General features: G+C 57.4%; 14 protein-coding genes. 11 read left to right on the forward strand and 3 right to left on the reverse strand.

The features are described from left to right. The 3 genes from ytfT (at position 1) to L379_RS20260 (ending at position 3,676) form a co-directional block, all read left to right on the forward strand. Positions 1-1,026 (forward strand): galactofuranose ABC transporter, ATP-binding protein YtfT, encoded by a 1,026-nt coding sequence (gene ytfT / locus L379_RS20270; RefSeq protein ID WP_017694652.1) that lies wholly within the window; start codon positions 1-3, stop codon positions 1,024-1,026. Further along, positions 1,013-2,014, forward strand: a complete 1,002-nt coding sequence (yjfF, locus tag L379_RS20265) for a galactofuranose ABC transporter, permease protein YjfF (protein WP_017383921.1) — start codon at positions 1,013-1,015, stop codon at positions 2,012-2,014. Before ytfT ends, yjfF begins: the two co-directional genes overlap by 14 nt. Positions 2,015-2,107: 93 nt before the next feature. Next, entirely contained in the window at positions 2,108-3,676 is a 1,569-nt protein-coding gene (locus tag L379_RS20260) for a methyl-accepting chemotaxis protein (RefSeq protein WP_015572503.1), read from the forward strand. 37 nt (positions 3,677-3,713) lie between these two features. Here L379_RS20260 and fbp read toward each other — a convergent pair whose 3' ends face one another. After that, positions 3,714-4,712 carry a class 1 fructose-bisphosphatase gene (fbp, locus tag L379_RS20255; RefSeq protein ID WP_003856070.1) on the reverse strand — a complete coding sequence of 333 codons (999 nt, stop codon included), beginning with the start codon at positions 4,710-4,712 and terminating at the stop codon, positions 3,714-3,716. A 179-nt stretch (positions 4,713-4,891) separates the two neighbouring features. On the opposite strand from fbp, the gene mpl reads away from it, so the two are divergent. After that, positions 4,892-6,265 (forward strand): UDP-N-acetylmuramate:L-alanyl-gamma-D-glutamyl-meso-diaminopimelate ligase, encoded by a 1,374-nt coding sequence (mpl, locus tag L379_RS20250; RefSeq protein WP_017694649.1) that lies wholly within the window; start codon positions 4,892-4,894, stop codon positions 6,263-6,265. Positions 6,266-6,370: 105 nt separating this feature from the next. Here the strand turns inward: mpl and yjgA are convergent, their stop codons facing one another. Continuing rightward, positions 6,371-6,922, reverse strand: coding sequence for a ribosome biogenesis factor YjgA (gene yjgA / locus L379_RS20245; protein WP_003856072.1), 552 nt, complete (start codon positions 6,920-6,922; stop codon positions 6,371-6,373). Positions 6,923-7,017: 95 nt separating this feature from the next. On the opposite strand from yjgA, the gene pmbA reads away from it, so the two are divergent. Both pmbA and cybC read left to right on the forward strand, forming a co-directional pair. Continuing rightward, positions 7,018-8,370, forward strand: a complete 1,353-nt coding sequence (gene pmbA, locus L379_RS20240) for a metalloprotease PmbA (protein WP_015572506.1) — start codon at positions 7,018-7,020, stop codon at positions 8,368-8,370. A gap of 43 nt (positions 8,371-8,413) precedes the next feature. Then, positions 8,414-8,800: a cytochrome b562 gene (cybC, locus tag L379_RS20235; protein ID WP_032652320.1), complete on the forward strand. Its 387-nt coding sequence runs from the start codon at positions 8,414-8,416 to the stop codon at positions 8,798-8,800. 70 nt (positions 8,801-8,870) lie between these two features. Here cybC and L379_RS24770 read toward each other — a convergent pair whose 3' ends face one another. Further along, positions 8,871-9,026, reverse strand: coding sequence for a Hok/Gef family protein (locus L379_RS24770; protein WP_017383916.1), 156 nt, complete (start codon positions 9,024-9,026; stop codon positions 8,871-8,873). Positions 9,027-9,442: 416 nt separating this feature from the next. On the opposite strand from L379_RS24770, the gene L379_RS20230 reads away from it, so the two are divergent. Genes L379_RS20230 through L379_RS20210 form a run of 5 tightly spaced genes read left to right on the forward strand, consistent with a single transcriptional unit; the run spans position 9,443 to position 11,910 of the window. Beyond that, on the forward strand, positions 9,443-9,781 hold the full coding sequence (locus L379_RS20230; RefSeq protein WP_026080657.1) for a PRD domain-containing protein: 339 nt from the start codon (positions 9,443-9,445) through the stop codon (positions 9,779-9,781). A 10-nt stretch (positions 9,782-9,791) separates the two neighbouring features. Continuing rightward, a complete protein-coding gene (locus L379_RS20225) occupies positions 9,792-10,154 on the forward strand; it encodes an SFCGS family glycine-rich protein (RefSeq protein WP_006810339.1) in 363 nt (120 codons plus the stop codon). 2 nt (positions 10,155-10,156) lie between these two features. Beyond that, on the forward strand, positions 10,157-10,456 hold the full coding sequence (locus tag L379_RS20220) for a DUF4312 family protein (RefSeq protein WP_006810338.1): 300 nt from the start codon (positions 10,157-10,159) through the stop codon (positions 10,454-10,456). Positions 10,457-10,478: 22 nt separating this feature from the next. Beyond that, complete coding sequence (locus L379_RS20215) at positions 10,479-11,255, forward strand: DUF4311 domain-containing protein (protein ID WP_006810337.1); 777 nt, start codon at positions 10,479-10,481, stop codon at positions 11,253-11,255. 13 nt (positions 11,256-11,268) lie between these two features. After that, on the forward strand, positions 11,269-11,910 hold the full coding sequence (locus tag L379_RS20210; protein ID WP_015572508.1) for a DUF4310 family protein: 642 nt from the start codon (positions 11,269-11,271) through the stop codon (positions 11,908-11,910). The last annotated feature ends 26 nt before the right edge of the window (positions 11,911-11,936 follow it).

The raw sequence follows: 11,936 nt of genomic DNA on the forward strand, positions 1-11,936 counted from the left end.
GTGATGTCCCGTTCTCTTTCGCAAACTGGCGAAGCGAAGCGCCGCTTCACCTGGCCGACCGGCACGCCGCAAATCGTGGCGCTGCTGCTGGTGCTGCTGGTGGATAGCCTGGTGGCTCCGCATTTTTTCCAGATCGTCGTGCAGGATGGCCGCCTGTTTGGTAGCCCGATCGACATCTTAAACCGTGCCGCGCCAGTGGCGCTGCTGGCGATTGGTATGACGCTGGTCATTGCCACCGGCGGGATCGACCTCTCCGTCGGTGCGGTAATGGCGATTGCGGGCGCCACCGCCGCCTCGATGACCGTCGCCGGGCACAGCCTGCCGGTGGTTCTGCTGGCCGCGCTGGGCTCCGGTGTATTAGCCGGGCTATGGAACGGCATTCTGGTCGCAGTGCTCAAGATCCAGCCGTTTGTCGCGACGTTGATTTTGATGGTGGCCGGGCGCGGTGTGGCGCAGCTTATCACCTCCGGTCAAATCGTCACCTTTAACTCCCCGAGCCTGGCGTGGATCGGCAGCGGTAATTTTCTGTTCTTCCCGACGCCGGTGATCGTCGCGCTGGTGACGCTGGTGATGTTCTGGCTTTTCACCCGCAAAACGGCGCTCGGGATGTTCATCGAAGCGGTGGGGATTAACATTCGGGCCGCGAAAAACGCCGGGGTAAATACGCGGCTGATGGTGATGCTGACTTACGTGCTGAGCGGCGTCTGTGCTGCGATTGCCGGGGTGATCGTGGCCGCCGATATTCGCGGAGCGGATGCCAATAACGCCGGACTCTGGCTCGAGCTGGATGCGATCCTCGCGGTGGTTATCGGCGGTGGATCGCTGATGGGCGGACGTTTTAATTTGCTGCTCTCGGTGGTGGGGGCGTTGATTATTCAGGGTATGAATACCGGTATTTTGCTCTCCGGGTTCCAGCCGGAGCTGAATCAGGTCGTCAAAGCGGTCGTGGTGCTTATCGTACTTATCGTGCAGTCGCCGCGCTTTATCACTCTCATTAAGGGGAACCGCGGTCATGATAAAACGTAATTTGCCGTTAATGATCACGCTGGGCGTGTTCGTGCTGGGGTACCTCTATTGCCTGACCCAGTTCCCGGGCTTCGCCTCCACGCGGGTGATTTGCAACATCCTGACCGACAATGCCTTTTTAGGCATTATCGCCGTCGGCATGACGTTTGTGATCCTCTCCGGCGGGATCGACCTCTCCGTTGGGTCGGTGATCGCCTTTACCGGCGTGTTCCTTGCCAAGGCGATTGGCTTTTGGGGGATTTCGCCGCTGCTGGCTTTTCCGCTGGTGCTGGTCATGGGCTGCGCGTTCGGCGCCTTTATGGGGCTTTTGATCGATGCGCTGAAAATCCCGGCCTTTATCATCACCCTCGCCGGGATGTTCTTCCTGCGCGGCGTGAGCTATCTGGTGTCGGAGGAGTCAATTCCAATTAACCATCCGATCTACGACACGCTCTCCAGTCTGGCGTGGAAAATTCCCGGCGGGGGGCGCCTGAGCGCAATGGGGCTGCTGATGCTGGGCGTGGTGGTGATCGGGATCTTCCTCGCCCACCGTACCCGATTTGGTAACCAGGTTTATGCCATTGGCGGCAGCGCCACGTCCGCGAACCTGATGGGAATTTCCACGCGCAGCACGACTATTCGCATCTACATGCTTTCGACCGGGCTGGCCACCCTCGCGGGGATTGTATTCTCGGTTTATACCCAGGCAGGCTATGCCCTGGCGGGGGTGGGCGTTGAGCTGGACGCCATAGCCTCGGTGGTGATTGGCGGTACGCTGCTCAGTGGCGGGGTGGGGACGGTGCTCGGCACGCTGTTTGGCGTGGCGATCCAGGGGCTGATTCAGACCTATATCAACTTCGACGGCACGCTCAGCTCCTGGTGGACCAAAATCGCCATCGGCATTCTGCTGTTTATTTTTATCGCGCTCCAGCGCGGCCTGACGGTGCTGTGGGAGAACCGCCAGAGCTCGCCTGTTACCCGGGTGAATACATCTTTAACAGAGCGATAACATGCTGAAATTGCTTAAACTCTAAACATTTTCCGGTAGCGGCCGATATTCTTTTTTTATGCCCAGAAATATCTCGCTACCGGAAATAACATCATGCTTAAAACGCTATCGATTCGTACCGGCTTGCTCTCTTTACTGGCCGTTATGACCCTTCTGCTGCTGATTGTCAGCGGCATCGGCATTTATGCCCTTACACAAAGTTCCGCTTCTCTCCAGCGCATCAATCATCTTCAGGGTGAACAGATGGTGCAGCTGAATGCCGGCTATACGCTGATCCTGCGCGCGCGTAACGAAGCGGGGCAGGCCGTCCGCATGATGGAGGTCGGCCTGCTGGACGATGCGGCCAGGGCGGTCAAAACCATTAACCAGGAAGTGGCGCTGGCACAGAAAACGCTGAAGGACGTGATCGGCAGCGGCGTGGCGGATGAGCAGGGGCAAAAGCTGCTGGATAACGTTGCCGCGAGTCTGGCGGTGTACAACCAGCAGGGTATCAGCCCGATGCTGAAAGCCCTGAACGAGCAAAGCGCGGACAGCTATTACGATCTGCTGGAAAACAAGCTGGTCCCGGTGGCGAAGCAGTTTGATAACGATATGCAGGCGTTCCAGGCATGGAGCGAGGCGCGCGGTAAAGCGGAGGTGAGCGCCGTGCAGGCGAGTAAAACCCGCGTGCTGATCCTGATTATCGTCGCGGCGCTGCTGACGGCTGGCATTATCGTGCTGGCCTGGCTGGTGCTGCGCCATATGCTGCTCAAGCCGCTTTCAGCCTCGATTGCCCAGCTGGAACATGTGGCGGCCGGGGATTTAACCCATACCCTGAACGCGCCGGCGAGCCAGGAATTTAATCGCCTTAACGCGGCGATCGAAGGGATGCGCCAGTCGCTGATGGACTCGGTTCTGCGGGTGCGTGACGCCAGCTCGCAGATTGATACCGGCAGCCGCGAGCTGACGGCCGGGAATATGAACCTGGCCCAGCGCACGGAATCCACCGCCACCTCGCTGGAGCAGACGGCCGCCAGCATGGAAGAGATCACCGCCACGGTGAAACTTAACGCCGATAACGCCGAGCAGGCGCACCAGCTGGCGAAGTCGGTCTCCGATACCGCCGATCACGGCAGTGAAATGGTCTGCTATGTCATTGAGAAGATGCGCGACATCTCCGGCAGTTCGGCGCGCATCGCCGATATCCTGAGCGTCATCGACGGCATTGCCTTCCAGACCAATATTCTGGCGCTGAACGCCTCCGTTGAAGCGGCGCGTGCGGGTGAGCAGGGGCGAGGTTTTGCGGTCGTGGCGGGTGAGGTGCGTAATCTCGCCAGCCGCAGTGCTGATGCGGCGAAAGAGATCCGCTCGCTTATCAGCGATTCGCAAACCCACGTGAACGAGGGCAGCGAGCTGGCGCAGCAGGCCGGTGAGACGATGGACGAGATCGCCACCGAAGTACTGCGTATGACCAAACTGATGCGTGAAATTGCGACGGCGTCCCAGGAGCAGAGCCGCGGTATTGAGCAGGTGAATATCGCCGTCAATCAGATGGATGAAACGGCGCAGCAAAATGCGGCGCTGGTCCAGCAATCATCTGCGGCAACTCGTTCCCTGGAGGAACAGTCGCGCGAGCTGATGGAAGCGATGGCCTCCTTCAAGCTGACGATGCAAACGGCCTGAAAAAAAGGGGAGCCTGCCTGGCTCCCCTTTTCGTGCGTTACGCGTCCGGGAATTCGCGGATCATGCGTTCAACGTCATCCACCATATGGCGGTTGCCGACGAAGAATGAACGGCGCTGGTGCAGGCTTTCCGGCACGATATCCAGAATACGCTCTTTACCGTCGCTCGCCTTGCCGCCTGCCTGTTCGGCCAGGAATGCCATCGGGTTGCACTCGTACAGCAGACGCAGTTTTCCGTCCGGGTGGCTGGCGGTGCTTGGGTAGAGGTAAATACCGCCCTTCAGCAGGTTACGGTGGAAATCCGCCACCAGCGAGCCGATGTAGCGCGAGGTGTATGGGCGCTGGGTGGCTTTATCCTCTTCCTGGCAGAATTTGATGTACTTCTTCACGCCGTTCGGGAATTTGATGTAGTTGCCTTCGTTGATGGAGTAGGTGTTGCCCTTCTCCGGGAAGCGCATACGCTCCTGGCACAGGCAGAACACGCCCAGGGACGGATCGTAGGTAAAGGCGTGTACGCCGCAGCCGGTGGTGTACACCAGCATGGTGGACGAGCCATACACCACATAACCGGCAGCAACCTGTTTACTGCCCGGTTGCAGGAAGTCTTCTTCCGTCACCGGTGTGCCAACCGGCGTGACGCGACGGTAGATGGAGAAAATGGTACCGACAGAAACGTTAACGTCGATGTTGGAGGAGCCGTCCAGCGGATCCATCAGAACAACGTATTTCGCGTGTTCACACCCTTCGAATACGACGATCTCATCTTCTTCTTCAGAGGCGATACCCGCAACGATGTCGCGCGCGCGCAGTGCAGCTTTCAGTTTTTCATTGGCGAACAGGTCGAGTTTCTGCTGAACCTCACCCTGAACGTTCTCGGCACCGCTGGCACCCAGGATATCGACCAGACCGGCCTTGTTGATATCGCGGTGGATGATCTTAGCGCCCAGCTTTATTGCCGACAGCAAAGCAGTGAGCTCACCCGTAGCATGAGAGAACTCGTGCTGCTTCTCGACAATAAATTCACCTAACGTTTTCATAACACTTTCCCTGCATCTTATGTTGAGTAAAGCGGTTGATGTCCAACAATCTTAACAAACATTCAAATATTAGCGCAGAGGTGAATCGCGCCAGCAAAATACGGATTTACCTGAAATGCGTTTCACAGCCGCTGACATGTGAGTAAAATGTGCGCCACATTGAAGAAGGATAGTGACGTATGCGCATTCATATATTGGGGATTTGTGGCACTTTCATGGGCGGACTGGCAATGCTGGCGCGCTCGCTGGGCCATGAAGTGACAGGTTCGGACGCCAATGTGTATCCGCCGATGAGCACGCTGCTCGAGAAGCAGGGAATTTCTCTGATTCAGGGATATGACGCCAGCCAGCTGGAGCCGCAGCCGGATCTGGTGATCGTGGGTAACGCCATGACCCGTGGGAATCCATGCGTTGAAGCGGTGCTGGAACGCAATATCCCGTACATGTCTGGCCCGCAGTGGCTGCATGATTTTGTCCTGCGCGACCGCTGGGTTGTCGCCGTTGCCGGGACGCACGGCAAAACCACCACCGCCGGTATGGCGACCTGGATCCTCGAAGCCTGCGGCTACAAGCCGGGCTTCGTGATCGGCGGCGTACCGGGGAATTTCGACGTCTCCGCGCGTCTGGGCGACAGCCCGTTCTTTGTGATTGAAGCGGATGAATACGACTGCGCGTTCTTCGACAAGCGCTCCAAGTTCGTGCATTACTGCCCACGCACGCTGATCCTCAACAACCTTGAGTTCGATCACGCGGATATCTTTGACGACCTGAAAGCGATTCAGAAACAGTTCCACCATCTGGTGCGCATTGTTCCGGGTCAGGGCCGCATTATCCTGCCGGAGAACGACATCAACCTGAAGCAGACTATGGCGATGGGGTGCTGGAGCGAGCAGGAGCTGGTTGGCGAGCAGGGGCACTGGCAGGCGAAAAAGCTCAACGCGGATGCCTCCGAATGGGAAGTGCTGCTCGACGGTGAGAAAGTGGGCGAGGTGAAGTGGGGCCTGGTGGGCGAGCACAACATGCACAACGGCCTGATGGCGATCGCCGCGGCGCGTCACGTGGGCGTACTGCCTGCGGATGCCGCCAATGCGCTGGGCTCGTTTATCAACGCCCGTCGCCGTCTGGAGCTGCGCGGTGAAGCCCACGGCGTTACCGTGTATGACGATTTCGCGCACCACCCAACGGCCATTCTGGCGACGCTTGCCGCATTGCGTGGCAAAGTTGGCGGCACCGCGCGCATTCTGGCCGTGCTGGAACCGCGTTCGAACACCATGAAAATGGGCATCTGCAAAGACGATCTTGCGCCGTCCTTAGGACGTGCCGACGAAGTCTTCCTGCTGCAACCGCAGCATATTCCGTGGCAGGTGGCGGAAGTGGCAGACGCCTGCATTCAGCCGGCGCACTGGAGTGCGGACGTGGATGTCTTAGCGGATATGGTGGTGAAAGCCGCACAGCCTGGCGATCACATTCTGGTGATGAGCAACGGTGGGTTTGGTGGTATCCATCAGAAGCTGCTGGACGGTCTGGCGAAGAAAGCCGCGGCCGCAGAGTAAAAAAAAGCCCGGTGGCGCTAGCGCTTACCGGGCCTACATTTTTTCGCACGACCTTGTAGGCCGGATAAGGCGTTTACGCCGCCATCCGGCGCAAACCCGCACAGATTACTCTTCGTTCTCAGACAGCTCGCGCAGATACTGGAAAATCAGGCGCGCAGACTTCGGCGGCTTATTCCCTTCTTTCTCTTTCTTCGCGTTGCGGATCAGCGATCGCAGCTGCTGGCGGTCGGCATTCGGCCACAGATTCAGCACTTCAGGTACTGCGTCATCACCCTGCTCGATCAAACGATCGCGGATCTGCTCCAGCTTATGGAACAGCGCAACCTGCTGATTGTGGCGGTTTTTCAGTTTGTCCAGCGCCTGACGGATCGGCTCCACGTCGCGCTGACGCAGCAGTTTACCGATAAGCTGAAGCTGGCGGCGACGCCCTTCTTTCTTGATTTTCTGTGCCAGTTCAATGGCATCACGCAGATCCTGGTCGAGCGGGATCTTATCCAGCGCGTTTTTACCCAGTTCTACCATTTCTGCGCCAAGCTGTTTTAACTCTTCGGCGTCACGTTTAATTTCACTTTTACTGACCCAGATGATCTCATCATCTTCGTCTTCGATGTCATCACCGGGAACGTCGTCGAGCCAGTCTTCGGGCTGCTTAGTCATGTCAGGCTCCTTAAAAAAAGAGGCTAATGTTACCAGTTAAGACGCGCACTGAAAAACGGTTCTCTGTTAGACTTCACTTAACTCTCTCTTACAGTATGGCATTTGCGATGAAAGTAACCTCACAAGTTGAAGCGCAGCGTAAGATCCTGGAAGAAGCCGTCTCCACCGCGCTGACGCTCGCTTCAGGTAAATCAGATGGCGCCGAAGTGGCGGTCAGCAAAACCACCGGCATTAGCGTGAGCACCCGCTATGGCGAAGTGGAGAATGTAGAATTTAACAGCGATGGCGCGCTGGGGATCACGGTGTATCACCAGAATCGTAAAGGCAGCGCGTCGTCTACCGATCTGAGCCCGGATGCCATCGCCCGTACGGTGCAGGCGGCGCTGGATATCGCACGTTACACCTCCCCGGACCCTTACGCTGGCGTGGCCGATAAAGAGCTGCTGGCGTTTGACGCGCCGGATCTCGATCTGTTCCATCCCGCGGAAGTGACGCCGGATGAAGCCATTGAGCTGGCCGCGCGAGCCGAGCAGGCCTCTTTGCAGGCTGACAAACGCATCACCAATACCGAAGGCGGCAGCTTTAACAGCCACTACGGCATTAAAGTGTTTGGTAACTCCCATGGCATGTTGCAGGGGTACTGCTCAACCCGCCACTCGCTTTCCAGCTGCGTCATCGCCGAAGAAAACGGCGATATGGAGCGTGATTACGCGTATACCATTGGCCGCGCGCTGGGAGATTTGCAGTCTCCGGAGTGGGTGGGAAAAGCGTGCGCCGAACGCACGCTGTCACGCCTTTCGCCGCGTAAACTCTCCACCATGAAAGCGCCGGTCATTTTTGCCAACGAAGTGGCAACCGGCCTGTTTGGTCATCTGGTGGGAGCGATTGCGGGCGGTTCGGTGTACCGTAAATCGACCTTCCTGCTCGACTCGCTGGGCAAGCAGATCCTGCCGGAATGGCTGACCATCGAAGAGCACCCACACCTGCTGAAAGGGCTGGCCTCTACGCCGTTCGACAGCGAAGGCGTGCGCACGGAACGTCGTGATATCGTGAAAGACGGCATTCTGACCCAGTGGCTGCTGACCAACTACTCCGCGCGTAAGCTGGGGCTGAAAAGCACCGGGCACGCGGGCGGCATTCATAACTGGCGCATTGCCGGACAGGGCCTGAATTTTGAACAGATGCTGAAAGAGATGGGCACCGGCCTGGTGGTCACCGAGCTGATGGGGCAGGGCGTGAGCGGTATCACCGGCGACTACTCTCGCGGTGCAGCGGGCTTCTGGGTCGAAAACGGTGAAATTCAGTATCCGGTGAGCGAAATCACCATCGCCGGCAACCTGAAGGACATGTGGCGCAATATTGTTACGGTCGGTAACGATATTGAAACACGCAGCAATATTCAGTGTGGTTCTGTATTACTGCCGGAGATGAAAATCGCCGGGCAATAATCCCCGTAAGAGCGTGATTAATAATAAAAAAAGGAAGTGAGCAATGCGTAAACACCTGTTAGCGATCGTCGCGGCTTCAACGCTGGTTCTTGGCTCGTCTGCGTTTGCTGCCGATCTCGAAGACAACATGGACATCCTCAGTGAAAACCTGAAGGTGGTGCAGAAAACGGACAATGCGGCGGACATGAAAGACGCATTGACTAAAATGCGTGAAGCCGCGCTGGATGCGCAAAAAGCGACGCCGCCGAAGCTGGAAAGCAAAGCGGCAGACAGCGCCGAGATGAAAGACTACCGCCACGGTTTTGACGTGCTGCTCGGCCAGATTGACGGCGCGTTGAAGCTGGCGAACGAAGGCAAAGTGAAAGAAGCCCAGGCGGCAGCCGATCAGTTTGTCGCGACCCGCAACACGTACCACAAAAAGTATCGTTAATTGGGTGCCTGAGCTGTACGTCCTCTCCCCGTATGCGGAGGCGCATGATGCGCCCCCGCATCGTTGCTCCCTACTTGCCGGAGCGACAATCCATCCGCGCTGTCACTTCAAGCGAGCCGTTACGAAAACGGATCTCGCACAGTGTTTTCCGCGTCACCAGCGTTAAGATGATTATTGTCAAAGAAATAATCATCAAAACCCCGATACTTGGGTTTCTGCGTTTCATGGATGCCTCCTTGCTTTAAAGCGGGCGAGGTAGCGAACTCCACGGTCCGACGTGTCGTTTCGAGCCCCCGCCCTGATTTTTTATCAGGCGGGGCTTTCCACTTTCCGTCCCATGCCTGAGACGGTCAGTCTCAAGCACCCGCCGCCACTCTAGCGGATCCCCATAAGAAAACCTTATCCACGTCACATTTCTACGAGCCTGCTCGTAATCTTTTCCACTCCGCTTACCAGTCTAATGCCGCGTAATAGCGTGATATTCATCACGTAAATCCAGCGATTTATACAGATTCACCGCATTTATGTGGCACAGATCACTGCCGCTGCTCGCCTTTCCACTTCGAAGTGGAAAACAACTCGCTACAAACAATTCCCCCTCGACGTTAGTTTTATTCCAGAGCCATTAACGGGGTAAGACGAGTGATTAACGGAGCGGTAATGAACGACGTTGGGGAACAGGCGGTGCAAACAGAACAGCTCGCGAACACCATGCTTCAGCAGGTCTACGCCCTGCTGGCCCGGCACAACATCATTCCCAACGCGGTACAGGAGCAGATGCTGACCTCCCACGTTCGCGCAATGGCGCACCGGTCCGTGACCGGCGAGCCGCTGCCAGAGGTTGAAGCAGAGCTGTTTGACGAAATTTCACCAGATTCAATGCAACTCGCCCGTGAAGTGGTAGCGCAGTTCGGCAACCTTCCTGATGAAGAGGCCTGGCTGCTCTCCGTTCACTTCGAAGTCGCGAAAGACAACCTTTAAGGAGCAACACATGGAACAGATTACAGTCGTGATTGGCGATCGCCTGGGTAAAGGTCAGAAAGTGGCTGCGGGTGTGGAAAAAGCCGGCGGACGCGCGGTTGTCGTACCGGGCATGGCAGCGGATATGAAGCTCGGTGACGTGATGAAAGCAGAAAACGCCACCTTCGGGATCTCCTTCTGCGGCAGCGGCGGCGCGGGCGCCATCACCGCTCAGACCAAATATGGCTACAAGGCCAAATACGGCATGCGCTCCGTGGATGAGGGGGTGACCGCCATAAACGAAGGCTGCAACGTGCTGGGCTTTGGCTTTATGGATAAAGAAGAGCTGGGCGAGCGTCTGGTACAGGCGTGGCAGAAGAAATACGGCGCGTAAGCATGAAAGAACAGTTCACAACTACGGTGAGAGTGAAGGGGAAGGGCGACGCCAAAGCGCGCGCCTTTGCCGACGCCCTCAACCACGTTCAGGCTGCGGTGATGAAAGCCTCACCGCATATCTTACTGCGTATTGAGCCACAGGATGTGCAGGTTGTTCAGGCGCAAGAAGCGGTGCGAAAAGAAGCGTTTCTGTTCTTCTTTTTGCGCCGGGAAAGACGCACCTACAGCGTGGAGCTGGATGTGACCGTCAACGTGACCGCCATCAATCTCGACCAGGTGGATTTCGTCACGCAACGCTGATTATTCATAAAAGGGCAGACTGATGTTCTTAATTATATTAATAAAATCGCTCATCATTGGCGGCCTGGTTGGCGTCGGTGTTGGCGCCGGGGCTGCACGCATGTTTCATGCGCCTACCACTCAGGGTATGGGCGCGTTTCGTACGTTGGGGGAACTGAACTCCTGCGAAGGGGATCCGGCGTCCCACTTCTCCTTTGGGTTAGGTTTCTTCTTTAACGCCTGGGCCTCTTCCGTGGCCGCAGGTGCCTTCACACAGGACGTTGACCACCGCATCATCCCGAACTGGGGTGCTGCTGCACTGATGATTAAAAACCGTAACGTCGGTGAAACGCTGCATGACCCGCGCAAAATGGCGATTGCCTGCGGCATCATCGGCATGATTGTCGTGACCTTCCTTAACCTGACCGCCTCCTCCGTTCCGGCAGCGCTTCAGGTGACCGCCGTGAAGGTGCTGGTACCGGCGGCGAACCTGCTGGTCAACACCGTGATGCCGGTGATCTTCTGGCTGGCGGCCATCGACGCGGGTAAAAAATCGGGCTTCTGGGCCACCATCTTTGGCGGCGCGGCACAGCTGATCATGGGTAACGCCGTACCGGGTCTGGTACTGGGTATTCTGATTGGTAAAGGTGTTGAAGAGAGTGGCTGGAACCACGTCACCAAAGTGATGATGGCGGCGATCGTCCTGCTCTTCGTGCTGAGCGGCTTCTTCCGCGGTTTCGACATGAAGATGATCGAATCCTTCCATCTGACCGTGCCGAACTGGCTCGACATGATCCACAACTCGCTCAGCGGTAAATAACAGGAGCCTCTAAATGGAACAGAATAAAGGTTTTTGGTATGCCGACTGGTCGTTCCCGATCTTCGTTGGCCTGCTCTCCTCCGGCGTCTTCGCCGGGACGCACATGTACTACCTCTACGGCATCGGCGCGTTTAACGAAGTGGCCTTCGTGGCGATGCTGAAAGCGGGAATCGATACCGGCGTCTACGGCGCGGTGGCGGCGTTCGGTGCTAGCTTCCTGTTCGCCCGTATTATCGAAGGCTCGCTGGTGGGTATTCTCGATATCGGCGGTGCGATCCAGACCGGCGTGGGCCTCGGCGTTCCGGCGCTGCTGCTGGGCGCGGGGATCATGTTCCCGGTGACCAACTTCATTGCCGCGCTGATTACCGGCCTGGTGATTGGCCTGGCGATTGGCTACGTCATCATCCTGGCGCGTAAGTTCACCATCAATCAGAGCAACTCCACCTACGGCGCAGACGTGATGATGGGCGCGGGTAACGCCTCCGGCCGCTTCCTCGGGCCGTTGATTATCCTCAGCGCCATGACCGCCTCCATTCCAATCGGCGTCGGTTCCCTGGTAGGCGCGCTGCTGTTCTACATCTGGCAGAAGCCGATTACCGGTGGCGCCATCCTCGGCGCAATGATTTTGGGCTGGCTGTTCCCGGTCGCCCTTTAATACCCGCGGGCGCTTCGGTGCCCGCT

Origin of the sequence: Enterobacter sp. MGH 33, from assembly GCF_000534535.1 — a bacterium.
Taxonomy (GTDB): Bacteria; Pseudomonadota; Gammaproteobacteria; order Enterobacterales; family Enterobacteriaceae; genus Enterobacter; species Enterobacter hormaechei_C.

Bases quoted from the DNA above. Each gene is read 5' to 3' on its own strand.
- L379_RS20225 (WP_006810339.1), top strand. From the start codon at position 9,792: ATGGAACAGATTACAGTCGTGATTGGCGATCGCCTGGGTAAAGGTCAG.
- mpl (WP_017694649.1), top strand. From the start codon at position 4,892: ATGCGCATTCATATATTGGGGATTTGTGGCACTTTCATGGGCGGACTG.
- L379_RS24770 (WP_017383916.1), bottom strand. From the start codon at position 9,026: ATGAAACGCAGAAACCCAAGTATCGGGGTTTTGATGATTATTTCTTTG.
- yjfF (WP_017383921.1), top strand. From the start codon at position 1,013: ATGATAAAACGTAATTTGCCGTTAATGATCACGCTGGGCGTGTTCGTG.
- L379_RS20260 (WP_015572503.1), top strand. From the start codon at position 2,108: ATGCTTAAAACGCTATCGATTCGTACCGGCTTGCTCTCTTTACTGGCC.
- L379_RS20215 (WP_006810337.1), top strand. From the start codon at position 10,479: ATGTTCTTAATTATATTAATAAAATCGCTCATCATTGGCGGCCTGGTT.
- fbp (WP_003856070.1), bottom strand. From the start codon at position 4,712: ATGAAAACGTTAGGTGAATTTATTGTCGAGAAGCAGCACGAGTTCTCT.
- pmbA (WP_015572506.1), top strand. From the start codon at position 7,018: ATGGCATTTGCGATGAAAGTAACCTCACAAGTTGAAGCGCAGCGTAAG.
- yjgA (WP_003856072.1), bottom strand. From the start codon at position 6,922: ATGACTAAGCAGCCCGAAGACTGGCTCGACGACGTTCCCGGTGATGAC.
- cybC (WP_032652320.1), top strand. From the start codon at position 8,414: ATGCGTAAACACCTGTTAGCGATCGTCGCGGCTTCAACGCTGGTTCTT.
- L379_RS20220 (WP_006810338.1), top strand. From the start codon at position 10,157: ATGAAAGAACAGTTCACAACTACGGTGAGAGTGAAGGGGAAGGGCGAC.
- L379_RS20210 (WP_015572508.1), top strand. From the start codon at position 11,269: ATGGAACAGAATAAAGGTTTTTGGTATGCCGACTGGTCGTTCCCGATC.